The sequence below is a fragment of the Thalassotalea sp. PLHSN55 genome, from assembly GCF_052030545.1.
In the GTDB taxonomy this organism is placed as follows: Bacteria; Pseudomonadota; Gammaproteobacteria; order Enterobacterales; family Alteromonadaceae; genus CANMXU01.
The window spans coordinates 588426-614745 of record NZ_JBPDIH010000002.1; the positions used below are offsets into that span (position 1 = coordinate 588426).

20 protein-coding genes and 1 riboswitch are annotated in these 26320 nt (G+C 39.6%); of the genes, 8 read left to right on the top strand and 12 right to left on the bottom strand.

What is annotated here, in order from left to right:
* Positions 1–134: 134 nt before the first annotated feature.
* Both ACRRSQ_RS05655 and ACRRSQ_RS05660 read right to left on the bottom strand, forming a co-directional pair.
* The gene (locus ACRRSQ_RS05655; RefSeq protein ID WP_440874732.1) at positions 135–2711 is read right to left on the bottom strand and encodes a sensor domain-containing phosphodiesterase; all 2577 of its coding nucleotides are present in this window, start codon (positions 2709–2711) and stop codon (positions 135–137) included.
* A 154-nt stretch (positions 2712–2865) separates the two neighbouring features.
* Positions 2866–3171 carry a hypothetical protein gene (locus ACRRSQ_RS05660; RefSeq protein WP_440874733.1) on the bottom strand — a complete coding sequence of 102 codons (306 nt, stop codon included), beginning with the start codon at positions 3169–3171 and terminating at the stop codon, positions 2866–2868.
* Between the two features lie 201 nt (positions 3172–3372).
* On the opposite strand from ACRRSQ_RS05660, the gene ACRRSQ_RS05665 reads away from it, so the two are divergent.
* The gene (locus tag ACRRSQ_RS05665) at positions 3373–4212 is read left to right on the top strand and encodes a 2OG-Fe(II) oxygenase family protein (protein WP_440874734.1); all 840 of its coding nucleotides are present in this window, start codon (positions 3373–3375) and stop codon (positions 4210–4212) included.
* Positions 4213–4302: 90 nt separating this feature from the next.
* Here ACRRSQ_RS05665 and ACRRSQ_RS05670 read toward each other — a convergent pair whose 3' ends face one another.
* The 3 genes from ACRRSQ_RS05670 to nagX form a co-directional block, all read right to left on the bottom strand.
* Positions 4303–7461, bottom strand: coding sequence for an efflux RND transporter permease subunit (locus tag ACRRSQ_RS05670; RefSeq protein ID WP_440874735.1), 3159 nt, complete (start codon positions 7459–7461; stop codon positions 4303–4305).
* A gap of 3 nt (positions 7462–7464) precedes the next feature.
* On the bottom strand, positions 7465–8661 hold the full coding sequence (locus ACRRSQ_RS05675) for an efflux RND transporter periplasmic adaptor subunit (protein ID WP_440874736.1): 1197 nt from the start codon (positions 8659–8661) through the stop codon (positions 7465–7467).
* 273 nt (positions 8662–8934) lie between these two features.
* Entirely contained in the window at positions 8935–10071 is a 1137-nt protein-coding gene (gene nagX / locus ACRRSQ_RS05680; RefSeq protein ID WP_440874737.1) for a transmembrane glucosamine N-acetyltransferase NagX, read from the bottom strand.
* Between the two features lie 197 nt (positions 10072–10268).
* On the opposite strand from nagX, the gene ACRRSQ_RS05685 reads away from it, so the two are divergent.
* Entirely contained in the window at positions 10269–10724 is a 456-nt protein-coding gene (locus ACRRSQ_RS05685) for a TerB family tellurite resistance protein (RefSeq protein ID WP_440874738.1), read from the top strand.
* A gap of 100 nt (positions 10725–10824) precedes the next feature.
* The gene (locus ACRRSQ_RS05690) at positions 10825–11655 is read left to right on the top strand and encodes a CvfB family protein (protein ID WP_440874739.1); all 831 of its coding nucleotides are present in this window, start codon (positions 10825–10827) and stop codon (positions 11653–11655) included.
* Positions 11656–11686: 31 nt separating this feature from the next.
* On the opposite strand, the gene ACRRSQ_RS05695 is transcribed toward ACRRSQ_RS05690, so the two are convergent.
* From ACRRSQ_RS05695 to ACRRSQ_RS05705, 3 genes are all read right to left on the bottom strand, one after another.
* The gene (locus tag ACRRSQ_RS05695; RefSeq protein ID WP_440874740.1) at positions 11687–12415 is read right to left on the bottom strand and encodes a substrate-binding periplasmic protein; all 729 of its coding nucleotides are present in this window, start codon (positions 12413–12415) and stop codon (positions 11687–11689) included.
* Positions 12416–12564: 149 nt separating this feature from the next.
* A complete protein-coding gene (locus tag ACRRSQ_RS05700; RefSeq protein ID WP_440874741.1) occupies positions 12565–14997 on the bottom strand; it encodes a TonB-dependent receptor in 2433 nt (810 codons plus the stop codon).
* Positions 14998–15054: 57 nt separating this feature from the next.
* Positions 15055–15423 (bottom strand): hypothetical protein, encoded by a 369-nt coding sequence (locus ACRRSQ_RS05705; protein WP_440874742.1) that lies wholly within the window; start codon positions 15421–15423, stop codon positions 15055–15057.
* A gap of 130 nt (positions 15424–15553) precedes the next feature.
* Here ACRRSQ_RS05705 and traF point away from each other — a divergent pair, with 130 nt between their 5' ends.
* Positions 15554–16768, top strand: a complete 1215-nt coding sequence (traF, locus tag ACRRSQ_RS05710; RefSeq protein ID WP_440874743.1) for a conjugal transfer protein TraF — start codon at positions 15554–15556, stop codon at positions 16766–16768.
* Positions 16769–16923: 155 nt separating this feature from the next.
* Here the strand turns inward: traF and ACRRSQ_RS05715 are convergent, their stop codons facing one another.
* The 3 genes from ACRRSQ_RS05715 to ACRRSQ_RS05725 all read right to left on the bottom strand — a co-directional run bounded on the left by ACRRSQ_RS05715 (position 16924) and on the right by ACRRSQ_RS05725 (position 20773).
* Positions 16924–18054: a peptidase M14 gene (locus tag ACRRSQ_RS05715; protein ID WP_440874744.1), complete on the bottom strand. Its 1131-nt coding sequence runs from the start codon at positions 18052–18054 to the stop codon at positions 16924–16926.
* 9 nt (positions 18055–18063) lie between these two features.
* On the bottom strand, positions 18064–18990 hold the full coding sequence (gene dapA, locus ACRRSQ_RS05720; RefSeq protein WP_440874745.1) for a 4-hydroxy-tetrahydrodipicolinate synthase: 927 nt from the start codon (positions 18988–18990) through the stop codon (positions 18064–18066).
* A 76-nt stretch (positions 18991–19066) separates the two neighbouring features.
* A riboswitch (Lysine riboswitch) is annotated at positions 19067–19242 on the bottom strand.
* Between the two features lie 85 nt (positions 19243–19327).
* Positions 19328–20773, bottom strand: coding sequence for a DsbA family protein (locus tag ACRRSQ_RS05725; RefSeq protein WP_440874746.1), 1446 nt, complete (start codon positions 20771–20773; stop codon positions 19328–19330).
* Positions 20774–20805: 32 nt separating this feature from the next.
* Here ACRRSQ_RS05725 and ACRRSQ_RS05730 point away from each other — a divergent pair, with 32 nt between their 5' ends.
* The 3 genes from ACRRSQ_RS05730 to arcA all read left to right on the top strand — a co-directional run bounded on the left by ACRRSQ_RS05730 (position 20806) and on the right by arcA (position 24418).
* Positions 20806–21843 carry a methyltransferase gene (locus ACRRSQ_RS05730; RefSeq protein WP_440874747.1) on the top strand — a complete coding sequence of 346 codons (1038 nt, stop codon included), beginning with the start codon at positions 20806–20808 and terminating at the stop codon, positions 21841–21843.
* A 158-nt stretch (positions 21844–22001) separates the two neighbouring features.
* On the top strand, positions 22002–23621 hold the full coding sequence (locus ACRRSQ_RS05735; RefSeq protein ID WP_440874748.1) for a sensor histidine kinase: 1620 nt from the start codon (positions 22002–22004) through the stop codon (positions 23619–23621).
* Between the two features lie 95 nt (positions 23622–23716).
* A complete protein-coding gene (gene arcA / locus ACRRSQ_RS05740; protein WP_440874749.1) occupies positions 23717–24418 on the top strand; it encodes a two-component system response regulator ArcA in 702 nt (233 codons plus the stop codon).
* A 2-nt stretch (positions 24419–24420) separates the two neighbouring features.
* Here the strand turns inward: arcA and ACRRSQ_RS05745 are convergent, their stop codons facing one another.
* Entirely contained in the window at positions 24421–24768 is a 348-nt protein-coding gene (locus ACRRSQ_RS05745; protein ID WP_440874750.1) for an Hpt domain-containing protein, read from the bottom strand.
* Positions 24769–25053: 285 nt separating this feature from the next.
* On the opposite strand from ACRRSQ_RS05745, the gene folE2 reads away from it, so the two are divergent.
* A complete protein-coding gene (folE2, locus tag ACRRSQ_RS05750) occupies positions 25054–25980 on the top strand; it encodes a GTP cyclohydrolase FolE2 (protein WP_440874751.1) in 927 nt (308 codons plus the stop codon).
* Positions 25981–26320 lie beyond the last annotated feature (340 nt).

Sequence of the window (26320 nt, forward strand, 5' to 3'; positions counted from 1 at the left end):
CTCGTTTTTTTATTTTTTAGCCAATCTTTTAACTTGTAGCTTTTAACTTTTCACTTATAGCTTTTCACTTTTAGCTTTTCACTTTTAGCTTTTAGCTTTTAGCTTTTAGCTTTTAGCTTTTAAAACGCTAATTTTTATCTTTGCGATAATAACAAATAATCGTCAGTATCTTTGGCCGGCATAGGTTTAGCAAAATAGTAACCTTGCCCGTAAATACAATCCATACGTGTTAAAAACTGAGCATCGTCTAAGTTTTCTATGCCTTCACCAATCGTGGCCATTTGCAAGTTAGTCGCTAAATCGACAATGGTTTTTATAATGGCGCGGTGACTGCGATCTTGATTAATATTATTGATAAATGAGCGGTCTATTTTGAGCACATCAATCGGAAAGCGATGTAAATAACTTAAACTTGAATAGCCGGTACCAAAGTCATCCAACAGAATTTTAACGCCAAGCTTTTTCAGTGCTTGCATGTTTTTCAGTACCATTTCGCTATTTTCAAGTAAAGCACGTTCAGTTAGTTCAACTCGAAGATTACTGGCGGAAACACCGGTTTTTTCAATTATCGCTTTAACATCTTCGACTAAGGATGAACTAAAAAAGTGATTACAAAATAAATTACAACTCACGTATAAGTCGTGACGCCCAAGGCTTTCTTGCCAGTGCTTTAGCTGCAAACAAGACTTTTCTAATATTTGCATATCAATTGCCATCACTAGGCCGGTCTCTTCCGCTAATGGAATAAACTCATTCGGATATACAAAGCCGCGTTTGCTGCTATTCCAACGCGCTAACGCTTCAAAACCAACCGCTCTTTGGTTGGTAAGATTGATAATTGGCTGAAAATACGGGATAAATTCTTGTAGAGCGATTGCTTCACGTAAGTCGGTTTCGAGTTTTAACGCATTTTGCACTTTTTTATGCATACTCGAATCAAAAACTTCATAACGCCCTTTGCCTTTATCTTTAGCATGATACATCGCGGTATCGGCATCACGCAGCATAATATCGGCTGAATTATAACGGTCGTCACTAAATAACAAACCGATACTGGTACCAATAAATACCGACTGCTTTTCGACATCAAATGGCGTTTGTAAAAGCTCAGTAATACGCTGGGCAACATCAAAAGCTTCGCGCTTTGACTCTAAATCTTCAATTAAAATAACAAACTCGTCTCCCCCTAAACGGGCAACGGTATCTTTATCTCGCACTATTTTTGTTAACTCTCGCGATACGATACGCAAAAGTTGATCGCCAGCGTGATGTCCTAAGCTATCATTAACCACCTTAAAGCGATCAAGATCTAAAAATAATACCGCAAAATTGAATTCTGGCTTTCTGCGTCGACATGCTATGGCATGATCTAATAAATCGAGGAAAATCGTACGGTTAGGTAAGCCGGTTAAACTATCATGTGAAGCCGCGTGTTTTAATTGCTCTTCCGCCTGCTTTCTTTGTTTAATTTCTTCTTCAAGTGCTGCTGTTCGGTATTTAACCTGCTGCTCAAGTAAATCATGAGAGCGGCGCTCTACATCAAGCGCATCGCGTCGTTTAATCGCAATAGCCACATGATGAGCAACAAAGTTAAGCAACTCAGCATCTTGTACATTATAGCTTATGTCTTTTCGGTAGCTTTGAATGACCATAGCACCGATAGTGTCGTCCCCTTGTCGAAGCGGTACCCCAATCCATGAGTTCGTTTCAGGCTGTGGCAAGTGCGCCTCACCTTGCTCGTATAACGCAAACATCTCTTCGTAGGACAACAGCAGGGTTTTGCCTTTTCTTATGACAAGATCAGAAAAGCTATTGCCAAACTTACGCGGCGCGTAGTCTTGTGGTGTTTCAAGTGCATTTTGATCGACATAATAGACATAAGACAACATTTTTTTGTCTGGACTAAATTTCACAATGAAAAAGTTAGCAGCATTAATAAGCTGACCAACGATGTTGTGAACCTGTCGATAAAATTCATCGATATTTATAGCTGCATCGTTGGTGAGCTCTGAGATGCGATACAAAGATTCTTGCAACAATTCTGACTTTTCTCGATCTCGAATTTGCTGCATTAATTCGCGCGTTCTAGCATCGACCGCTTTTTGCAAACGGTCTCGGTCTTGTAGCCTAACCATCGCTGTGACGATATGCTGGGCGGTGTAGGTAAGCAGCTCTAAATCTTGATCGTTGTAACGATTATTATCGTCATAGCTTTGCACCGCCATCACGCCAATCACAAAGCCGTCGTTCATTAACGGCACGCCTAACCAATCAGTACCTTGAGTGCCTATGCCGGAAATTAACTCTTTTTGATGCAGTAAATCGATTAACGATGGGGTGGCTAACAGTGGTTGTGCTGACTCAATAATAAGGTGAGTTAATGAGCCATCAAAGTCGTGATAAGAAAAAATACCGTCTGGTTTTTCATCTTTTTGGTCAACATGATATACAAATTCAAGCGTAGATAAGGTTTGATCGTACATGACGATATAAAAATTTTCCGCCACCATTAAGGAGCAAATTACACCATGCACCTGTGCAAAAAAAGCATTTAAATCTGCACAACTGTTCGATAACTGGTTTAATTTAAAAAGTGCGGTATAGCGATCTTGTAGGCTTTGATATTTTTCTGCTAAAGACAAACTACTGTTGGGATCAAAAGCGTGTTGACTCTTATTTTCACTAATAATATCTTTTAAAGGTGACTTCATAGGCAAAAAACCAACAACTCCTTATAAAACAGCTAATTAAAAAATTTTTATTTAAAATAAATAGTAAAATAATACGCAGATGAGCATTTAACTATAAAGTAAAATGCTCGTATTTAGAATAAGTTTATTGAACAAATTTACAACACCATAGTGATTACTGCTCACTAAGTCGTTCTTTTCTTTGACGTTCTTTTTCTTCAACTTTTGCTTTATTGCCACACACTAAATCTTGCTTAGCGTCACGGTAGTAACGTAATTCAACGCAGTCTTTTTGATAACGTCGTTCAAGCTCACTTCGTATAACAATATTGCCACGAGCTTGTTCCATTTGTCTTTTAAGTATTTTACATTGCTGCAATTCTTCGGCGGCAACAGTTACATTTTCACAAGGGTCTTCTTTTAAAGCACAACCAGAAAGCGTGATAGCTGAACATAGAGATACAAATAGGAGAGGTTTCATAGAGTCACTTATATTATTTATCATTTCCTTTATTTCTCGATTATAACGAGGTAAAAGCTTAGGCGATAGCTTTAGTTTTTGTTCTTTTAAACTTTATCGCTGTAATTTATAAGCCTTTTCTTTGAGCGCATTTTGCTAATTCAATTTTACCGACTAAAATTAGTGGCAGTGACAGAACCATAAAAAGAATTCAGGCTTACCATGAAAGTTCACGTTGTCGATTATTTAGCCCAAGACGCACCCAAACGCTTTGTTGAAAGTTTAAAAAGTTCAGGCTTTGGTGTGCTTATTAACCACCCTATTCCGCAAAACCTAGTAGATTCGATCTATCGAGATTGGTACACATTTTTTCACCGAGAAAGTAAACATGACTATGCCTTTGACGTTGAAAAGCAAGACGGTTTTTTTTCCTGTCAAATATCAGAAACGGCAAAAGGTCATCAAGTTAAAGACATTAAAGAGTATTATCATGTTTACCCCTGGGGCCGTATTCCTGACGAGTTAAGCGACGATATTTTATCTTATTACCAACTTGCCTCAGAGCTAGCGCAAGAACTGCTAACTTGGGTTGAAGCGCATAGCCCTGCCGATGTTGCCATTGGCTATTCAGAGCCGTTAGCTAATATGATAAAAAACACACCAAATACGCTGTTGCGCGTATTGCATTATCCGCCACTGACCGGCGAAGAAGAGCCAGGTGCTATTCGAGCTGCTGCCCATGAAGATATTAATTTACTGACTATCTTACCCGCGGCTAACGAACCCGGTTTACAAGTTCAAGCACCTGACGGTTCATGGCTCGATGTGCCAGCTGATTTTGGTCATTTAATTATTAATATTGGTGACATGTTACAAGAAGCATCTGGTGGCTACTTTCCATCGACATCACACAGAGTGATGAACCCGACTGGCGACGCAGCAAAAAAACCAAGAATTTCACTGCCGCTATTTTTGCATCCAAGAAGTGAAGTGGTGTTATCTGAAAAACACACCCAAGCGAGTTACTTATTAGAGCGACTAAAAGAATTAGGCGTCAAATAAGTTAAAGTATTTAAATCACACGTTTTACCAAGTTGAAAATGAAAAAGCCATCAAAATTGATGGCTTTTTATTGCGCTTAACATTTCATTATTAAGCTTTTTGTTCAGTCACCACTTTGTGACCAAAAAATCCTTTAATTGCATTAATTAAACGTCGCATTTGCTTTTTAATATCTTCAATAATCACATATAAACTTGGGATCAAGCCTAAAGTCACAATGGTCGCAAATAACACGCCAAAAGCTAAAGATACCGCCATAGGAATAACGATTTTAGCCTGCATGCTGGTTTCAAAAAATACAATAGGTACTAAGCCCATAAAGGTTGTAATAGACGTTAACATGATCGCTCTAAAGCGTTTAGTACCTGCATATACCACCGCTTTTTTGAGCGGTATGCCTGCTTTTCTGGCGTTGTTAACATAGTCCACCATCACCAGCGAGTCGTTCACCACCACACCTGCGGCAGCTAAAATACCAAAGACTGATAAGGCGTTTAAATCCATACCTAAGATCAAATGCCCAAACACGGCGCCAATGACACCAAACGGAATAACCACCATGATCATCATCGCTTGTGAATACGATTTTAACGGTATCGCCAAGAGTGAGAAAATAACCATTAACGAGATGGCAAAATCTCTTAACTGATCATTGGCACTATCAAGCTCTTCTTGAATACGACCAGAAACCTCACTTTTCACTAGCGGATATTGACGTAACAACTCAGGAATAAAGTTATCGCGAATATCTTTGGCTACTTCAAATGGCTCAACTTGGTCTGCGTCGACACTTGCCCAAACGTTAATAGTACGATTACCATTTTCTCGGCGAATACGAGTTACGCCATCGGTTAAGTGAATATTCGCCAGTTCAGACAAGGGTAATTCAGCACCATTTGGCGCTTGGATCATCACTTCGTCAACATGGCCAATCGAGCTGCGTTGCCCTTCAGGATAACGCACCATCACTTTAATTTCTTCGGTATCACGTAAAATGCGTTGTGCTTCTAGCCCATAAAAGCTGTGGTTAACTTGCGAGGCAACATCAGCCAAGGTCAACCCTAAACTATACGCCAAAGGTTTTAGTTCAAACTGCACTTCTTTGGCACTGGTTTGACGACTATCATTCACATCGCCGACACCTTTCAAGGTATTAAGCTTGGCTTTCAATTCTTTAGCCGCCGCTAGCAGCTGAGCGTCATTTTTACTTTCTAAACGAAAAGCAATATCACCATCTTCACGGCCACCACCAAACAAGTTGTCGTCGATAGAAAACGATTTCACCCCAGGTAATGTTGGGATCGCTTTACGCCATAAATCAGCTAATGCAAAGGTGTCCATCGCACGCACTTCAGGTTCAACAAGTTTCACCATAATACGTGCACTAGTGCGACTGCGTAGATCTACCTGCATATCAGCGATCATAGGTTTGCCATGCTCTTGCACTATGTCTTTATCGACTTGATATAAAATTTTCTCTACCGTTAGCACAGTATCTAAGGTTGATTGCTCGGACGCATCGACATTCATTTCAATACTGACACGTGGAAAATCGTGGGGAATTTTAGGCTGACCAACAAAACGAATTAAACCTCCGCTGAATAAGCCGGCACTTAATAACATGATGCTAATAAAAAACATCAAGACACCGTATCGATACTTAATACACACTTCTAATGAAGGGCGATAGACATTTTCGATAACGTGTTTTAAGCCTCGATCTACCGCAGCGCGTAATCGGTCAAGTGGGTTATTAGCATTAAACTTTTTCACTTTCATATTTGCCAAATGCGCTGGCAGAATAAGCTTTGATTCAATTAATGAAAAGATCAGACAAAAAATGACGACAAAACCAATTGACTGACCAAAGGCCGAGGAAGGCCCGTCATCTAACGCTAGCGGTACAAATACGGCGATTGTTGTCAGTACGCCAAAGGTCGCTGGCATAGCAACACGTTTTACCCCGCGAATAACATTTTCGGTACTGTGACCATGCTCTTCAATTTCATCGTGGGCACTTTCCCCCATGACGATGGCATCATCAACGACAATGCCGAGTACTAAAATAAAGGCAAATAAGCTGGTCACATTAATGGTGACGTTAACAAATTCCATTGGCATCATCAGTAATGTCCCAAGGAAACACACTGGCAAGCCCATCATTACCCAAAATGCTAAGCGAATGCGTAAGAACAACGCCAGCATTAAGAACACTAATAAACCACCACTGATCATGTTGTCGATCATCATGTTCAATCGACCTTCAACGTAGTAGGTAAAATCCACCCAGTTTTCTAATTGTACGCCCTCAGGTAAGGCCGCATTTTTTTCTGCCACATATTTATTGATGACATTGGCAACATCGGTCATGCTTTGATTGTCAGCCGCGCCAATAAAAAGTGTGACGGAGTTTTTGCCGTTAAATTTTGAATACTGTAAGCCTTCTTCAAAGCCGTCATTAATGGTTGCAATTTCACCTAACAGTATTTTACTGCCATCCGCTAAGGTAATAACTGGAATACGTTCAAATTCATGGCCACGATAGGCTTGATTTTCAACACGTAAATTAATATAGCCATTTTCAGCGCGAATTTGTCCTGCTGACATATTGCGTGAATAATTGCGTACCGCGTTGGCAACGTCATTAAAACTTAGGTTGAACTCGCGTAGTTTATCTTTACTAACTTCAACTGAGATTTCATAGCCTAAACCACTGAAAAATTCAGAGACATTAATCAGCGGTAATTGCTGAATTTCATCATGAATTCTGCGGCCTAATTCTTTCAGCTCAACATTATCCATATCGCCATAAAGGCTGATATACATAACTTCTTGACGGTATTGTTCACGTTCAACTTTTAAACGTTCCATACCATCAGGAAAGGTTGGAATCGAGTCGATTTGTGTTTTGACTTCTTCTAAGACAATTTGCGGGTCGTAGGCTTCATCAACACGAAACCAACCATTTGAGTAACCACGGTTTGAATAGGTAATAACGCGCTCTAAGCCTTGAACTGACTCTAACGCTTCTTCGATTTTAATGGTAATGCCTTCTTCCACTTCTTGTGGCGCAGCACCCGGATATGGCGCAGCAAAAGAAATCCAATTACTTTTTACCTGCGGAAACATTTGTTTGTTGATCGTTTGCGCGGTTAAAAAGCCCGCCACTAAAATGAAAATCATTAATAAATTTGCCGCAACACTGTTGCGTGCAAACCATGCGATTAAACCTTTATTAGTATCGTCCATCGCTTAATCCTCAATCGTTGCGGCAAGCTGAGTTTCGACAGATTCTAAATCGCTTTCAATAGCGTCATCGCTTGGCAACGCTAACTGCATACCTTCTATTGGATAATCTAAGGCAGAAATGATTAATTGGTCACCTTCAGCAAGTCCGTTAGAGACGATCACATTAGCACCATCTTGGCGAACAATTTCAATTGGCATGTACTTTAATTTAAGCTCACTGTCCAATATAGCCACAGCATTATTGACCACCAAATGACGAGGGATAATGGCAGCTTGGTCTAATCGTTGGCCAAGAATATCTGCGGTAACATATGAACCAAAACGTAACGGAGTTACTGAATTTTCAGATGCTTGCAAACGGTAAGGATCGTCAACTTGCGCAACCAAATAACTCATTCTGCTTTGGTTATCTACAACACCTTCACCGCGCGCAATATGCGCAGACCACTGCATTTTTTCGCCCGCATAAGTGCCATTAAGTAAAACTTGCGAGTCTTTACCTTGGTCAATTAAAAACTTAAGTTGCTTATCTGCAACAGGTAGTCGCACTTCAGCAATCGAGGTACCTAGTACTTTACCGATAGGGCTGCCAATGGCGACAAAAGAGCCTAACCCGACATTTCTGCTTTCGATCATCGCGTCATAAGGCGCTCTAATTTCAGTGCGTTCTAAATTGCGTTTGGCGCGTAAAACTGAAGCTTGCGCTGCTTTTACTCGCGCTATTTCTTGTGCTAATTGCGGTTTACGTAAACTTAATTCTGTCGGTGATGAATGTGAAATGCGCTCCCATTCACGCTCGGCAACCTTACCTTGCGCACGCTCTGTTTCTAATGCCGCGCGCGCTGACGCCATGTTTGCTTGTGCATCAATTAATGCGGCTTCGTAATCGTTAGGATCTATGCGTGCTAACAGCTGGTCTTTTTTGATAAAACCACCACGGACAAAAGTGTCTGACAGTTCAACTACTTGACCGCTAATTTGCGCGACTAATTCAGTTTCATATTTCGGTTTTACTAAGCCATACGACTCAACTTCTAACACCATAGGTTCAACTGAAATAGTTTCAACCGCAACAATAGGGGTATTATCTACAGGAGCTTTTTCTTCAGGTGGTTTCTTCAGGCTTTGAAAGCCAATAAATGAAACGACACCGGCAGCGAGGATTACAATAGGTACTATTATTTGTTTTTTCCGTGACACAGTTCTGTCCTCAATGGAATGGATGTGATTTTTGTAACATCTTGTCAATTACTACATAGGATAACCAAAAATATGTATCGATAATCAACAAAGTTGTAAATGCTTATTACAAAATTCACACCGACTTCACCAAAGTAAAGAAAAAACGTTAGTGAAGCCACGTTTATTCTTTATAAAACAATGAGATGAGATATAAATTAAATTAGGTATTTTTTGAAACAACAAAAAGTTGAATCAACCGACAGAAAGTCAGTTGGTTTTTTTCGCCACTTTTTATACTTTTATAAAAATTTTTCGGCTATATAGCCAATATAATATAAGCCATTGAATGAGCAAAATGGCAACAATATGTGCTAATGGCTGAAATTGAGTTGGCATCGCTGTGATCACACCACCAAATAAGCTGTTGGCACTAAATTTCCAGTCGATAAGGCTAGTACCTAAATAGGCAACAATTGAGTTGGTGCCAATGACGGCGAAAACCCATGCCCACCGAGTAATATTGAGCACATCAATTATCCAATAAAACAGTGCCAGCAATAAAATACTATAGCCACAAGTTAGCAGCACAAATGAACTGGACCATAGCGTTTTATTGATCGGTAAAACGACTCCCCAACCATAAGCTAGTAGCAATAAAATAAGGGCACTGCCAACTAAGTGCGATAGTAATTTTTTAGGTTGTTGCTGATATTTAATTAAATGTCGGCCAACAAAAACACCGGCAAGTGCATTAACTATAGAGCCTAGGTTCGACAGCAGTCCTTCGGGGTCAATTAGCGTGTTTTGATAGGTAATGCCCGGTAATAAAGTTTGATCGAACCACGCATTAATTGCTCCGTTTGCGCTGAAATCACCACCACCATAACTGCCCAAAGTTACTGTAGTTTGTATTAACCAATAACCAAGTAATAACCCTATGGCTACCCACCATTGGCTACGAATACTGGTATACCATACCAACATCACCGCCACATACCAGGCAAGACCAATTCGGCCAAGCACACTTGCAAAGCGAATTTCATCAATGCTTGCAGGCATTCCGCCGCCCCAGCCATGGTTGTAAACAATCCCGAGTAAAACTAATAACGCCAATCGCTTGTGGGCATGCCTTAACTTTTGTTTACCTTGAATTGGCGAATAGGCAGACATAGGTTTTGCTGCCAACCCTATGCTGACACCCGATAAAAATATAAACAGTGGGAAAATCAAATCATAGGCAGTAAAACCATGCCAGCTGGTATGCTGCATCTGCTCGGCAAAGACAGTTAAAAATCCCCAGCCAGTGATCAAATAAAGTGCGGCAAATACGCCTTCGGCACCTAGAATCCAAAACATATCAAATCCACGAAGTGCGTCGATGGATAACAACCGTTTTTTATTTGATGACGATGAAGCTAATTGCGGCATATTTTTAACCTAACTTTTGGTGATTTAATCCGCATAATAAACTATCACCCAACAAAAAGACAGCGCTGTCAAAAACTCCGGTTCAACTAAATAGTCGCCAATGTAAACAACAAACACATTTTGTTATGATTTATTCGATTGAATTACTTGAGTTCCGCGCACATGCCCGACACAATCATGTTAACCAAGGAGCTTTTATGCTAAGTAAGATCAGTCAATTTTTGCAAAACTTGAATCAAGAAAATTCTGATGAAGACGAAAAGTTTTCACTGGAAGTCGCTTGTACTGTGTTGTTATGCGAAGTGATGCGAGCAGACGATCATTTAAGTGATAGCGAGCAAAAAATGCTACAAACACTTATTAGTCAGCATTTTTCTTTGCAAGCAAGTGAAGTGAAAGAAATCATCGAACAAGCCTTTGAACATAGCGAACAAGCAACTGACTTTTATCAATTCACCTCAAAAATTAATAGTCACTATAGTATTTCACAGCGCATGACCATTGTTGAATTACTGTGGAAAATAGCGCTGGCAGACGGCAAAATTGCGAGCATTGAAGAACATACCATACGCCGAATTGCCGACTTACTTCACCTGCGCCACAGCGAATATATCGCCACTAAAACACAAGCAATTAGCCATCAAAGTGACTGATTATTGGTTATGCCAATAAAAGAGAATAAAGTAACAGAACAAAAAGCAATTGTGCGATATAATTGCGCCTTATTTCAAAACCACCCTTTTAGAGTAATTCATGGCTGATATTGGCAAATTCAATACCCTTTCAATTATCGCAATAACCGATAACGGTGCCTATTTAGACGCAGGCGAATTAGGCGAAATACTGTTGCCAAATCGCTACGTGCCGCAAGATTGTGATGTTGACCAACAGGTTAAGGTATTTATCTATGCGGATTCTGCCGACCGTTTAGTTGCCACCACAGAGCAGCCTTTTGCGCAGGTTGATCAGTTTGCCTCGCTAAAAGTGGCGCAAGTCAATAAAATGGGCGCCTTTTTAGATTGGGGTTTGAAAAAAGACTTACTCGTCCCATACAACCAACAGCACAGTAAAATGGAAGTCGGTAAATATTACTTGGTGAGAATTTACCTTGATGAGCGCACCGAGCGTATTGTTGGTTCAAGCAAAATTGATAAATTTATTGATATTTGGCCGGCCGACTATAATGAAGGAGACAAAGTTGAGCTTATTATTGGTGGTAAAACCGACTTAGGCTTTAAAGCTATTATTAACGATAAGCATTGGGGTTTGTTATACGACAGTGAAATTTTTCAACCATTGCGCATCGGTAAAAAAGTCACTGGCTATATTAAAAAAATGCGTGAAGACGGCCGCATTGATTTAATTTTAACGCGTGGCGGCAAAGGTAAAGTGATTGATTTTAGTGATAAACTTATCAGTCATTTAGAAGAAAACAATGGCTTTAGTCCATTACATGATAAAAGCTCGCCAGAGCTCATTAAACGAACTTTAGGGGTGAGTAAAAAAACCTTTAAAGCAACTGTGGGTAACTTACTCAAAAAAGGCAAAGTTAAAATTGAAAAAGGCGGCATTCGCCTAAATTAACTTGTCTTGAATTTAATTAAAGATTGGCAACTTAGTCATTGATAATCTTCTTTGACATAATGTCAGCTATGGCTTGGTTGACTTTTATTAATGTCTCTGGATATTTAGCTAAATAGCGTTTACTAATATAAATACCAAAATCTTTTTCTAATTCAACAAACTTCTTAAATTTATTAGGGGCAATGCCTGCCTCTTTTATCGCATCTTCAAACACAAGTTCCGCAATAAATGCGGCGTCAATGTAACGTCGCGCTAGCATTTCAGGCAGTTTTTTTGTTTCCATAACCGGTTGCACAAAGTAGTCATTACTAATCAGCCATTTGTGCGTATTGGCATTGAAGTGCGTGCTCACTTTTGCCCGCAATTTAAAGTGCTCTTGCAATGGTGTTAACGATGAATTCTTTAAGGTATACCAACACCAACGATTGATAAACAAAGGCTCACTGAAGACAGCAATTTTATCCCGCTCAGCATTTTGGCTAGCAAGCAAAAATGCTGAGCCTTTATCTCGCTTAATTTCATCAACGACTTTAGCGTAGTTAGGGTAAATGTGGTAATTGACTGCTATACCCGCTTTTTCAAAAACTTGATTTGCTAGTTCAATACCTATGCCAACAATTTTATCTGATTTTTTTTCGGTATATGGCGGGAAGTTAGGGACTAAAACGACAATCGATTGTTGGGCATACGCAGTAAATATAATGCTATTACACACCCAAAAGAAGCTAATCAATTTCATCTGTCGAAAAAAATTAGTCAAATTCTGCCCCCTTAATGTTATTTACTTCTCAAAAGCGTTGTTAATAACACCTTTTAGTAAATAATAGAACAAAGCACCATAAAATGGTGCTTTGTTTGGGTTTTATTTAAGGTTGTTAACCGTTTGATATTAACAAGCCTTAGTGTTTCTTAAAAGCTGCCTCGTACACCTAAGCTAAAGTTTCGCCCTGGTAACGGTGCATCGTCTTTTAAGAAAGACGAGTGTACTCTCGCTTCTGTATCAAGCAGGTTTTCAGCTTTCATAAACACAACAAAGTCGTTACCAATTCCATCAAGATAATAATTAAAGTTAACATCCACTAGGCTATAACCGTCGGTTTCTGTTTCGTAACTGGCAATGTCATCTTGGTCGAAATAGTGGCTAACACTTAATTGGCCTGAGTAATTGTTACCTACATATTCAAGCTCGGCGCCTAAACGCATTGGCGGTGTGCGCGGTAAACTGTCACCATCAACGAGTTCAGCGTTTATATAGTCAGCAAAAACCGACGTTTTTAAAGATGTCGATACTTGATAGGCAAACTCAGCTTCAAACCCGTATAAACGTGCATCTGCTTGTTGATAAATATAGACAGGTAAACCATGCTCTTCGTCGGTAAGACCGTGTTCATGGCCGTGATCACCTTCGAAAAATAGCCCAGTATTTTCTTGATAATAGTAATCGTTAATGCGGTTATAAAAAGCACTGATCACAAAACCAAAGTCACCTTCAAATTTACGCCATGTTAAATCAACATTATAAGAACTTTCGATTTCAGGTAATTGCTCATTTAACTCAAGGTGTGCATCTTCGCCTTCACCATGAATTTGGTAGATAGCGCCAATTTCATAACTATTGGTACCGATGTGCTCGCCATTTGAAAACAGCTCACTCGCTGAAGGTGCGCGCTGTGAAAATGCAAATGACAGACCCAAATTGTAGCCTTCTTGGTAATCCCAAACAGCGCCAACAGAAGCACTAATAGGGGTAAACGATAACGTTTCTAATGCATGCTCTTCATGCTCGTGGTCATGGTCGTGTTCGTCAACAGAAAGTTCTTTAGCACTTAATTCAACGTCTTCAATACGTGCACCAAGTTGCAGCAATACATCACCGTAGTGCTTTTCTTCTAACCACGCGAGCGCTAATGCAGTAGTAGTTGACGGCGGCGTGAACGCTTCTGCGCCAATCGCTTCAAAGTCACTTTCTTTAAAATGTAAACTCCACGCGCCTTTCCAGCCCATGTAATTTTTATGGTATGCATCGGCACGCACTTCCAGCATATCGTTGTTGAACTCAGTGCCAACCACGCCATGCTCAATTTCTTTGTGCTGATAATCGGTATACGCTAATTTAGTTGCCAGTCGGTTGATAAACTGATCTTCAAAGGTTAAATCACTTAATATTTGAAAACGTTGTTGGGTAAGATCGGCGTAAACGGCTTCTTCTTCCTCTTCATGATCATCATCACCTTCATGTAAATCATGTTCATGCTCGTCATCAGCGTGTTCATGCCCTGGTACGCCATATTCACGTTTAAGTAGCCCGTAAGAAAAACCAACATAACCATTATCAAGTAAGTAGCTACTACCGACAGTAAAACCAGACGATTTTGACGCACTATTAGCTAGTGTACCTTTTTCTTCATGGTGCTCTTCTTCGTGATCTTCCTCGTGGTCATCTTCATCATGATGGTCTTCATCTTCAACACTTGCATAACCAGGAATGCTGTAGTCGTCGGCGTCACGCCAAAAACCATCTAAATGAAAGGCAACCTTGCCAGCACCTGTATTAAGGTTAAACGATGCTTCATTTTCATTAGCAACGCTATTATGCTGTAAAACATAGTCAAATTGATTCTCGGTTGATGTTGGTACACGCTCATCAACCACGTTTACTACACCACCAATCGCGCCGCTGCCGTAAAATAATGTCGCAGGGCCTCTTAATACTTCAACTTGGGTTGCAGTACTTGTTTCAGTAGATACTGAGTGATCAGAGCCAACACGAGAAGCGTCGCCAACATCTAAACCATTTTGCGTTATTAGTACGCGCGGACCATCTAAACCACGAATGATTGGGCTACTGGCTACCGGGCCGTAATAAGTAGAATGCACGCCCACTTCATTTTTTAAGGTTTCACCTAAAGTGGATGCATGTTTTAATTTTAAATCATCACCCGACAAAACATTAACAGGGATAGCCGACTCAATAGTAGATGAATGCAATGGCGTTGCGTAAACGTCTAAAATTTCAAGTACTGTTGGTTTAAGCACTAAAGACAAGCCTTCAACATTGTCTTCACCTACATTTACGTCAAAATTATTGTGGCTAAAGTTGTTTGCACTTAAATGAAGTTCAAACTCACCAGCAGGCAAGTTTTCAAGCATAAAGTTACCTTGCTCGTCGGTTATTGCTTGGCGCTTTTTATTCGCGACTTTAACCACAGCATTGGCGATAGGAGAGCCCATTGGGTTGACCACTTGGCCCGAAATATTTTGGGCAACAGCGTTACCGGCAATTAAAAAAGTTGAGCAGCAAAGACTGATACCTACAGCCGTAGATATTTTATTTAGTTTCATGTTTTATTTTCCAAAAATTTAAAGAGATTTATGCCTAAGGCATTTAACGTTAAAAAATTAGAAAATCGGTGGGGCTCTAAGCGGCGGCGTGTGAAATTTATCGGCTGAAAAAACTACATAAATATCATTAACTTTATACAAAAAATTAACAATTTTAGTTTGTACTAACGGTTCAAGAGTAAGCGTTGGCAGATCAATGTTACTTTGACACAATTGACATTGATAATGCTCTACTTGATTTTCCAGCTTATCGGCATGAAGTGTATGTGTAAAAACAAGCGACAACCACAAAAACAGCATCATAAGTGCTGTTTTTCTATTAACGATGTGCTGACCTACACTAGATAGGTTACGCAAGTGGCTATCTCTATTCATGGAGCGTGATAATATAACAAAAGTATTTTTATCACAACGCCAGTTACACATTTAAAACAATCCCTACGCCTGCCACGTGTCAGTTACTCTTAACTATCTGCGCTTGAAAATTAATTTTAACAAGTGATACTGCCGCTAACCTTTTGTTAAAAGGTTTAAAAAGTATAAAGGGATATAACAAATGAAATGCACTTTCAATAAAATTACACTTATTCTACTCGCTTGCTCACTGCCAGCCCAAGCTGACAACTTCTCTGCCAAACGCGCAGGCCAAGGCTTTACCGCTATCACCCAAGACTTTACCGCTTCGATTAGCAACCCAGCCTTATTGACAAAATATGATAACGACGATGATGTCTATTTTGCCCTTAACATCGGCATTCTTGGGGCTGATGAACACGATGTTATCGATACAAGTGAAAACATCGCCGATAACCTAGATACACTAGAAGATGGCATTAACGCAATTGATGAGATTCCCGTTGGCGACTTACCGGAATATGTTGAACAATTGAATCAACAAATTGACGGTATTGTTAACGACCTAAATACCATCGACAATAAAATAGTAAAAGGTAACGGTGGTATTAATGCGCAAATTATCGTGCCGAATCAATATCTAAGTTTTGGCATGTTTGCTAATCAATATGGACGAATCGGCATTGCTGCTGATTATGACCAAAATGATGAGCAAATTATGCGCTCTGCGATATTAAATGGCGAGTTCAATGCTGACGAGTTACAGTCACAAGCGTTAGGTGTTGGTTACTCAGTCACCGAAGCGGGTTTTATGCTTGGCTATCAAGCAATCAATCATGCCAATTATGAATTAAGTATTGGCACCAAATTAAAATACCAACGCTTAGATTTGTTTTACAACCGCATTAACATTGCCAATTTTGACGATGATGAATTTGATTTAACCGACGATGAATATTTAACTGACGACGACGGCACGAATGTTGATATTGGTATGTACACCGTATGGGGGGATGAGCGTCAGTGGCACTTCGCCTTAGTGGCAAATAACCTGCTTGACCAACAAGTGAGTTTAATTGAACAAGACTTAACCTTTAACCTTGATACCACAATAACGGCAGGCCTAAGTTATCAAAACGATTGGCTAACCGTTGCCACCGAGGTTGACTTAACCGAGCGCGAACATTTTAAAGAGTTAACCGCGTCAAAATATGCAGCCATAGGTATCGAGCTAAGAGTATACGAACATATGCAATTTCGTTTAGGTCTGCGCAACGACTTAAATGATAATGAAGCTGACCTTTATACTGCAGGTATTGGTATTTCACCTTGGGATGTTGTGTCAATTGACATAGCAGCCTTTACCGGAGATGAAGACAATATTGGCGGCGCATTGCAGTTGGGTGTCAAAATATAGTGCGTGTCAAAATATAGTAGGTATCAAAGTATAGTGCGATAATGAAAAAACTTAACATGCCCGCAGTCTGGCGAGTATGTTAAGTTTTCTAATCAATGATAATCGTGAACTTAGCGTCACCACTACCACCGCGATAAGTTAGATATAAAGCGTTTTTATCTTGAACTTAGTGAATAATAATTGGTAAAGCATTTGTACAGCTGGGTACCGCACAGCACTGACGCGGAAGGAAAGTGTAGGATCGCTATCAAATCTGCTGGCGCATAAATGTAACTAACTGCATTGCTGTTTTCTAGTTCGTCTACATTTAATACTTTCGCTAAAACATCGCCTTTTTTGACATGCTGACCGGGTTTTACACAATACTCAACCACGCCACCTTCTTGGGTATAGAGTATTTTATAGTCATCGAGCGTAACTCCGTATCGGTCAATTTTTTCGGGCAATAACGTTTTTTCACCTAAACAATTTTTATGACTAAGGTAAGTTAATATCCCTTTTGCGTCATATTCCCCTGAGTCAAAATCGATCACTTCTTGGCTGCCCATTTCCAAGGTAAAAGCCTCAACAGGAATTGGCCACTGCCTGTGAGGAAATTTTTTGTTTAACTGTTGTGCTAAGCTCCACCAATGACAAAACGTGGCTTCATCTAACGCACCATTAAATTCGTTTGGAATAAAAATCGCGTGTGGAATATTAAAGTAATTGGCCGAAGCTTTGGCGTATTCTGGCACGTAAATATGCCGAGTTGCCACAGGGCCATTATGAATATCAATAACAATGTCGGCATCAAAAGCGAGTGCTTGCAGCTGCAAATTTAAACGTGACGCAAGACCAATGCCCCACTCTTTATTTAGCTCGTTATCGATGGCTTGTTTAACTTGTCCGCGAAAAGCGAGCTTGATCTCGTCAAAACTCTCAGCAGTAGCAAGTGAGTCGACAAAATCTTGGATCAGCGCATCTTTATAGTAATAACCACGATTCCAATTTTGACCGTTGACGGGATCAAAACGCCCTAGCGTATATTCACCTGATTTAATATTAGTGCCAACCGGATTACAATTAGGCACCAACACCACTTCACCACAAATAGCATGGCGCTTAAAGTATTCAATTAAGTGGTAAATTACCACGTTGCCTTGCACTTCGGCGCCATGAATTGAGCTTTGAATATAAACTTTAGGCCCTGCTTGTTGCCCTTTAAATCGATAAATAGGCACGTGCATTTTTCGCCCGGATGCGTTTGAGGCGACGCTTAAATGCTCTTTGGTGAAGGTATTTTTCATATTGAGTTATTATTCGCCCATAACATGATCAGATAACTGCTGTGCATACCATTGGTTAATTGATTGATTAAAATCGAGCAAGCCATGATTAGCCGCCAGTTCTAAATGTGTTAACGGCGCACGTAATTGTGGCGAGCTAATCTCCCCTTGCAATGCCATTAGCACTTTTACCGGAATGGGGTTTGCTACCTGAAATAAGCCGTCGACCGCATTTTGCCATAATGGGAATAGCCCTTGATTTTGTCCTGATAAACAAAGCTCAACGTAACGATGTGTAGGCGCTGGCCAAGCATTTGAACATACCGATACTAACCCTTGAGCGCCTGCACTGGCCAAATATGGCATCATCGCATCTTCGCCACTAAATAGTGCAATATCAGGGCATTGCTCACGATAAGCGAGAAACTTGTTTAAATCACCACTGGCTTCTTTCATTGCCCAACAATTTGGATGATCTTGCACTGCCACCATAGTCGTTAATGGAATTTCAACACCGCTACGCGACGGCACGTTGTAAAGCATGCAAGGGAATTTGGCGGCATCAAGCAGTGAAGAAAACCATAACGTTTGCCCAACTGGGCCTGGTTTTGCGTAAATAGGCGTGCCTAATAAATAAGCATGAATTGGTAATTCATTGCAACGTTCAATCCATTGCAACTGCTCGGCCAAATTATACCCGCCAACAGCCACCATTAATGGCGTATCAAGCGCTAATTGGCAGATGTACTCAACGATACTTAGTTGCTCTTGTGCAGACAGTGCTAAACCTTCGCCTGTGCTACCTAGCAACAAAATACCATTACCAGCGCTGGCTTGACGCTGCGCCGCTTGCGCTAAGCTAGGGAAGTCAATGTCACCTTGTTCTGTAAAAGGCGTGATCAAGGCTGTCCATAGTGAACATTGGGGAATATTATTGGTTAAATTATTTTTTGTCATTTTCTCGAACTCGTACAATTCGAAGTGCTTAAGGCAAATTTAACAAATACTGCATGAATTACAGAAAGGGTATTAAATTACCTGAAGCTCTCCACCGAATAAACTGGTGACAGTTGCCAAGATTCAACTTGTACAACCGATAACACTACCATCAAAAATAGTGCTACCTCGGCGCTAATCTCCCTCATTATCTGTCATTGGAGTTTGATCTCCTCTTGATAACTACCTAGTTAGCGCTCCTCTTCTCGCTTTTTTGTTAATACACGATATCCATCGTGAAACAAAATCAGCATGGCGCTATTAAAGCATTAATCACGATAACAAGCAATGTAAGTCACTAGTGTGAGCATGACTCTTTAGTATCAGCGACTACCAGAGAATGTTCTAATTGCTGTTGGATAAGCCAAAGTCTGTCTTGCCCCCAACAGTGCTGATTTTGGAAGTGAAAACAAGGTACTCCCCAATAGCCCATTTCAGTTAATTGCTGTTGGTTTAAATCCGACTGTGCTTGCCAATTTCGCTCTATGCCATAAGTTTTAGCTTGTTGATAATCAATGCCAATTTCAACACAAATTTTCTTTAAATTACTTTCCTTGGCTAAACTAATATTTTTCAAAAATACCGCTTCAAAGAGCGCCTGTATGTAGGCATTTGCTTTGCCTTGCTGTTCAATATAGGCAAACAACTGATAACTATTTAATATGCCCGCGCCTAACGGTTCAGCAAACCCTGCAAACGGGATATTACGAAGCTTTGCTTCACGATAAGCATCTAAATACAAATAACGCTGCTTGTTAGTAGATAATTCAACGCCACGCATCAACAAAGGTAGTAACAACTTCACTTTCAGTGGTTTTTGGTATTGCTGACTTAGTTGTTTTGCTTGCATAAACCCTAAATAAGAGAAAGGGCTTCTTAGCGAGACATAAGCGGTGATCACATCTTGTGCTGGTGTATGTTCCGTTAAAACAGGCGCTACCTCATCTGGTCGTGTTTGTGCGATTTCTAGGTTGGCTTTTATATATTTTAATTCAGGCGTTGTTAGGTTAAAACGGTGAGCATTTAATCGCCTTTCAAGGTGTTCAAGACTATCGATACCCCAAAACCACTCCCCTAAACAATATATGCTGGCAGTAAGCTCATGCCCTTTGTCGACTAAGCGGGCTAAGTTTTTTATTTGATGGGTGATCACCGGCGTTGACGGCAAGTAATACTCATCAAAATCATCTTGCCAAGTTTTTTCAAAAATGAGCTGCGCACTTTCAATTGAGGTCGGCAATAGTTGCCACATTTGCTGGCCGGTTGCTAAAGCCTGAGAGCTCGGATAACGTTCAATAGTTTTTAATTGATAAATGTCGGCGATGCTGTTTGCATCTTTTAGTGCCCATTGGCGCCAGAGCTTTTTATTTTCAACAAAGCTAATTAACGCGCCGTGGGTAAGGTACAGTTTAATATTTAAATCAAAACGTTGTTTTAGCTCATCCAGTACCTGAACCAACATAAAACTATACGGGTCATTTAACGCTAAATACACTTCAGCGACAGGGCGTTTTTTAAAGAGTTTAGGAAGATATACCCACTTGAAAGTCAAAAGTAATTGCCGAACGCGACTAAGCACCCACTTGATAGCGAGGTATTGAAAGACACGAGTATAGATAATCATCTCCTTGATTAGAAAAATAGTTCGCGTAAAATGAGCCGCCATTATCGCTGAAAAGCGCGCCAGTTGCATTAAAGCGACAAATTTATTTACATTTTCTTCTTCATCAAAATGAGCTCGCACCAACAAGCTTGTTTATTATAGGTAATAACCTTATGCATAACCTTTCCCAAGTATTACTGCGCAACAGCAATTTGTTAGCAGCAAGCTCGACACTAATCATCAACTTACCCGCTGATGAATTTATGCATGACTATTTAAACCTATATCCACAATGCCAGTTAAATTACTTCACCACCAACTTTGAATATTTTCAGCTCATCGAAAAAAGCAAACCCAAATCAGTAAACAGCTTTTTTGCTGCACAATACCGCAGTGACAAAAAACATGATTTGGCGATCATTGCATTTCCAAAAAGCAAAGCTGAACTTGCCTTTACATTAGCTATGCTAAACGAGTCGCTAACCGACGATGCAAGGGTATTAATTATTGGTGAGAATAAAAGCGGTATTAAGTCAGTTGAAAAGTTATCAAAAGACTATCTGCAGTTTTGTTCAAAAGCAGACTCTGCCAGACATTGCTCTTTATACAGTGGCCAATACATTAAGCAAAATAAAACCTTCGACATTGAGCAATGGTATAAGATTTATCAATTTACCATCGACGGCGTTGCATTAAAGGTAGCGTCACTGCCAGGCGTTTTTAGCCAAAATAATTTAGATGTAGGCACACGTGTACTTTTAGAGAATTTACCCACAGATTATGCCGGAAAAGTGCTCGATTTTGGCTGCGGCGCAGGTGTTATAGCGAGCTTTGTTAGTAAAAAATACCCTACAACTGAATTCACCTTAGTTGACGTTAGCGCACTCGCATTGCATTCAGCACAAAAAACGCTAGCCCTAAACGGTGTAACTACAGCCACTTATTTACCGTCAAACAGCTTGAGCGAAGTCAGTGAAAAGTACCAACATATTTTATCAAATCCGCCATTTCATCAAGGCGTAAAAACAAACTATTTAGCAACAGAAACTTTTCTGCAAAATATTAAGCGACACCTTTATGCAAAAGGGTCTGTTACCATTGTCGCTAATAGCTTTTTAAAGTACCCACCAATAATGGCTCGTGAGATCGCACCAGTAAGCACGGTTGTACAAAAAAATGGCTTTAGTGTTTATCGTTGTACATTAAAATAACTTTTGCCTATTTTTATCTGTTAATAAGTTGCGTTTAAGGCGATTTGTACCCACAATAAAATACTATAGAGTTAAGCTGAATCATTGATTTACTAGCTTTTTGTTATAAGACATCCTCATGTTGGTATGGCGAACTATAAGGGCTTTGTTACAACTAAATGCAAACCAATACCAAAATACAATCTTTTCATCGATTATTGCTGACAACAATTGTCAGCTTTACTTTAGTGGCTGTGATCACCTCACTGACCATTATATCGCTGATCTTCATTAACGAGGAAAAATCTCAGCTACAACGCGTTGCCATTGAGCGTGGTAAAATTATTGCGTTAATGAGTATCGAAGACATTAAAAACAATGATTACGATATTCTGGAACAAAAGCTCATTCGTTCAAGTGCATTAACGCAAGTTAATTACATCCATATTTATCGCTACTCACCTGAGCTAGACAGTATTACCTTCTTTACCAGTTACAACCGCAGTGCAAACCACCCCGCAATTCCCGATAAAATTGCGCAAATTGATAATTTAACAACGCCTAATATTTCCGCTGACTACATCGAGTTTATTATTCCAATTAAAGAGAGTAATGAAACCCTTGGTTATGTCTATTTGCAGGTGAGTTTTGAAAAAATAAACTCATTGTTGAAAAAGTTTGTTGTCACTATTGTACTGATTTCACTGTTAATGGCACTTATTGCGATGGTGATCACTAATCGTCTTAAAAAACAGTTAGCCGCGCCTATTTTTAAGACCATGGAATTAATTCAAGAGGTTTCTCAAAGCAAAGACTTCAGTTTACGCAGTAAGCACTTACCGCTACGTGAAGTTGATATATTAGCGCAAAACCTCAATATTTTGCTTGCTCGTGTACAAAAGCACATTGCCAAACAAATGCAAAAACAAGAACAGGTAGAACAGCAAAATACGGCATTAGAAAATAAAGTTATTACCCGAACCGACGCACTAAAAGAATCCAATCAAGAACTACTGTCCACATTAGAAAAGCTGCATCAATTTCAAAATCAATTGGTTGAAAGTGAGAAAATGGCATCACTTGGCGATATGGTGGCCGGTGTTGCCCACGAAGTTAATACGCCGATAGGTTTGGGCGTAACCGCATCAACCTTGTTAGAAGATAACCTTAATGAAATTAAAACGGCGTTTGAAAACAAAACCTTAAAATCAAGCCAACTCAAACGCTTTCTTGATGACGGCCAAGAAAATGTTGGTATTATTTATCGTAATCTTGAACGCGCCGCGACATTAATTTCAAGCTTTAAAAAAGTGGCTGTTGATCAATCCAGTGAAGATGAGCGTTCATTTAATGTCAATGAACTACTGCAAGGGGTACTACTCTCTTTAGCACCTAAATTAAATCATCTTCCTTATCAGGTAAACATTGATTGTGCGAAAGATTTAACGGTAGTTAGTAAACCTGGCCCAATTAATCAGATTATGATCAATCTGATCATGAACTCGGTTATTCACGGCTTTGAAGATCTAGAACAAGGTAACATTAATATTGAAGTTACCGACATGGGCAGTCAACTTAACATTGCTTATACCGATGACGGTCGCGGCATAGATTTAGCCCTGCAAAAGAAAGTATTTGATCCCTTTACCACCACTAAACGTGGTTCAGGTGGTAGCGGCTTGGGCTTACATTTAGTCTATAATTTGGTGACCCAAGCCCTAGGTGGTAGTATTCAATTAGAAAACGACATTGCACAAGGCGTGCATTTTGAAATAAGCTTTCCGGTAAAAGAAGCTTAATTTAATAACAGGCTTTTATGCCGTTATTGAAAAACATTGCTAAAATAACAAATAGATAATAGCGCAAGATTAATTAACCTGTGGACAAAATGAACATGCAAAAGCCTCATATTCTCATTGTAGAAGATGAAGAAGTTACTCGATTTAATTTACGCAGCCTATTCGAGGCAGAAGGGTATCAAGTGTCTGAAGCATTTGACGGTGCCTCTATGGATGAAGCTATGCAAAAGCAAACCGTCAACTTAGTGGTAATGGACATTAATCTACCCGGCAAAAATGGTTTATTATTAGGTCGTGAATTAACGCAAAATAGAGAGCTAGGTTTAATTTTCTTAACGGGTAGAGATAGTGATATTGATAAAGTTTTAGGCCTTGAGATTGGTGCCGATGACTACCTAACCAAGCCTTTTAATCCACGCGAATTAACGATTCGTGCCAGAAACATATTAACCCGTTTGTCGCAAGTAAAAACAGACAGTAGCGACGCCATTATTAAGTTTAATCAGTGGACCTTAGACGGTAACTCAAGACAATTAACGTCGCCAAGTGGCGAAATTATCCCGATCCCTCGTGGTGAATATCGCGCTTTAAAATTAATGTTAGAGAACATAGGGCAAATTGTTTCGCGTCAGCAATTAATTAAAGAAATGACCGGGCGAGAGTTACGTTCAAATGATCGGACAGTGGATGTAACCATCAGACGTTTGCGTAAGCATTTTGAATCTGACACAAACACGCCAGAACTCATTAATACAATTCATGGTGAAGGCTATCGTTTTGTCGGTACCATTGAATAGCGTTAACAAGACTCAAGCCACTGGCTAAAAGCGAGCTCGGTTCTTTTATTAATCTCTTTTAATAATTCAATTTGCTCGCGCTTGACAGTGGCGCTGCCATTAGACTTTTCCATCGCAATCAATTTTTCTCTTACTAACAAAAAGCCCGTACTGCTTGCTGCGCCCTTCATTTTGTGACAACTTTCTTGCCATTGCTCACTTGAGTCTTCTATTAAAGACTGTGATATCGCCTGAATGTATTTTGGTGCCTGCTGAGTATATAGGGCAAACATTTTTCTTAGCATCTCTTTGCCTAAGTTATCTAAATAGCCGTTAAGCAGTTCAAAATCTAAGGCATTGTTATCGTTCATGCTCATTTCTCAACAAATTAATAATGAGCTAAGTGTAACAACTTCATAAAAAATAACTGCAAAATTTATATATATTTACATAGAAAAAGCTCACACCTTTGCTGCAAGACAAGTCCCTACTTATTTTATGGCTTTTAGTCAAAATTACCGGCCGTTTAAGAAAGTAAAAAAAATAGTAATAGTTTTGGTCAAAATTAAGATAGAATATGCGGCCTTGAAATTATGTAAACAGTGCCAATATATAAGGTTCACTGTAGTAAATGCATGCAAAATTGCGGAGAAGTAATGCCAACATCAATGCCTGATATAGCCAACCATACCACAGCGCAAACTGAAGGTACGCTTGATTGGGTGGGTATGAGTAATATAGAAATGCCCGTTATGGTCGCTTCAAAGGATGAAACTGATCGCTTAGTCTCAGCTCACGTTGACGCATTTGTTAATTTAAATGACCCAACGGCTAAAGGCATTCATATGTCGCGGTTGTATTTATTACTTGATGAATTATCAGGTAGCGGTACGTTAAATTATCAATCGTTAGTTACCTTATTAGATAACTTTATCACTAGTCATCAAGATTTAAGTGACAATGCTAAAGTGCAATTCAGATTTGATTATCATTTAAGAAGAAAATCGCTGATCAGTGGTAAAGAAGGCTGGAGAGCTTACCCTGTCGTATTAACAGGTCGTTTAAATAAAGGGCAACTAACCATTGAACTTTCTATCGACGTTCGCTACTCATCAACATGTCCATGTTCAGCTGCACTAGCCCGTCAGCTAATTCAACAGTCATTTCGTGAAAAGTTTGCCCAAGACGAAACGGCAAACTTAGATTCGATTCATGAATGGTTAGGCACTACTGAAGGTATTGTCGCTACACCTCATAGCCAACGCTCGGTCGCTGAAGTTAAAGTTAAATTAAGTCAAAGCACAGAACAGTTTCCGATCACGGATATTGTAGACCTAATTGAAAACGCACTACAAACACCAGTGCAGGCAGCAGTTAAGCGCGAAGACGAGCAAGAGTTTGCGCGATTAAACGGCCAAAATTTAATGTTTTGTGAAGATGCCGCTAGACGCTTGCAACATGCTATGAATCTCGGTGAAAACTACGATGATTTCTGGCTACGTATCAACCACCTTGAATCATTACATGCACATGACGCCGTCAGTGTAGCGACAAAAGGAATCGCTGGTGGTTATCAGCCTTAACTAAGGCAAATTGTTTTCTCTAAAAAACGCTCTTTAAGAGCGTTTTTTTATGCGTGTAAATCACCAATAATGAATAAAAAGTGAATAGAAATCATTAACAAACACTCGCACACAAAATAACCAATAAAAATGTAGTAAAATTACACTTCTGAAGGTATATACAACATAATGCAATAGCTTTTATCAAATTATTGAAATTACTCGATAAAAGCAATCTTAAATCTGCCTTTAACGTGCACGTTAATCACTGTTTTTATTGCATATTCTTTTTTATGTAACTATATGTAAGTTAGTTACGAGCAAAAACTCTATTTTTATTGACCTTTTCTAGATAAGTGTT

What these genes read in the sequence shown, in the direction of transcription:
- ACRRSQ_RS05655 (WP_440874732.1), bottom strand. Translation starts at nt 2,711, where the DNA reads ATGAAGTCACCTTTAAAAGATATTATTAGTGAAAATAAGAGTCAACAC.
- ACRRSQ_RS05660 (WP_440874733.1), bottom strand. Translation starts at nt 3,171, where the DNA reads ATGAAACCTCTCCTATTTGTATCTCTATGTTCAGCTATCACGCTTTCT.
- ACRRSQ_RS05665 (WP_440874734.1), top strand. Translation starts at nt 3,373, where the DNA reads ATGAAAGTTCACGTTGTCGATTATTTAGCCCAAGACGCACCCAAACGC.
- ACRRSQ_RS05670 (WP_440874735.1), bottom strand. Translation starts at nt 7,461, where the DNA reads ATGGACGATACTAATAAAGGTTTAATCGCATGGTTTGCACGCAACAGT.
- nagX (WP_440874737.1), bottom strand. Translation starts at nt 10,071, where the DNA reads ATGCCGCAATTAGCTTCATCGTCATCAAATAAAAAACGGTTGTTATCC.
- ACRRSQ_RS05685 (WP_440874738.1), top strand. Translation starts at nt 10,269, where the DNA reads ATGCTAAGTAAGATCAGTCAATTTTTGCAAAACTTGAATCAAGAAAAT.
- ACRRSQ_RS05690 (WP_440874739.1), top strand. Translation starts at nt 10,825, where the DNA reads ATGGCTGATATTGGCAAATTCAATACCCTTTCAATTATCGCAATAACC.
- ACRRSQ_RS05700 (WP_440874741.1), bottom strand. Translation starts at nt 14,997, where the DNA reads ATGAAACTAAATAAAATATCTACGGCTGTAGGTATCAGTCTTTGCTGC.
- ACRRSQ_RS05705 (WP_440874742.1), bottom strand. Translation starts at nt 15,423, where the DNA reads ATGTGTAACTGGCGTTGTGATAAAAATACTTTTGTTATATTATCACGC.
- traF (WP_440874743.1), top strand. Translation starts at nt 15,554, where the DNA reads ATGAAATGCACTTTCAATAAAATTACACTTATTCTACTCGCTTGCTCA.
- ACRRSQ_RS05715 (WP_440874744.1), bottom strand. Translation starts at nt 18,054, where the DNA reads ATGAAAAATACCTTCACCAAAGAGCATTTAAGCGTCGCCTCAAACGCA.
- dapA (WP_440874745.1), bottom strand. Translation starts at nt 18,990, where the DNA reads ATGACAAAAAATAATTTAACCAATAATATTCCCCAATGTTCACTATGG.
- ACRRSQ_RS05730 (WP_440874747.1), top strand. Translation starts at nt 20,806, where the DNA reads ATGCATAACCTTTCCCAAGTATTACTGCGCAACAGCAATTTGTTAGCA.
- ACRRSQ_RS05735 (WP_440874748.1), top strand. Translation starts at nt 22,002, where the DNA reads ATGCAAACCAATACCAAAATACAATCTTTTCATCGATTATTGCTGACA.
- arcA (WP_440874749.1), top strand. Translation starts at nt 23,717, where the DNA reads ATGCAAAAGCCTCATATTCTCATTGTAGAAGATGAAGAAGTTACTCGA.
- ACRRSQ_RS05745 (WP_440874750.1), bottom strand. Translation starts at nt 24,768, where the DNA reads ATGAACGATAACAATGCCTTAGATTTTGAACTGCTTAACGGCTATTTA.
- folE2 (WP_440874751.1), top strand. Translation starts at nt 25,054, where the DNA reads ATGCCAACATCAATGCCTGATATAGCCAACCATACCACAGCGCAAACT.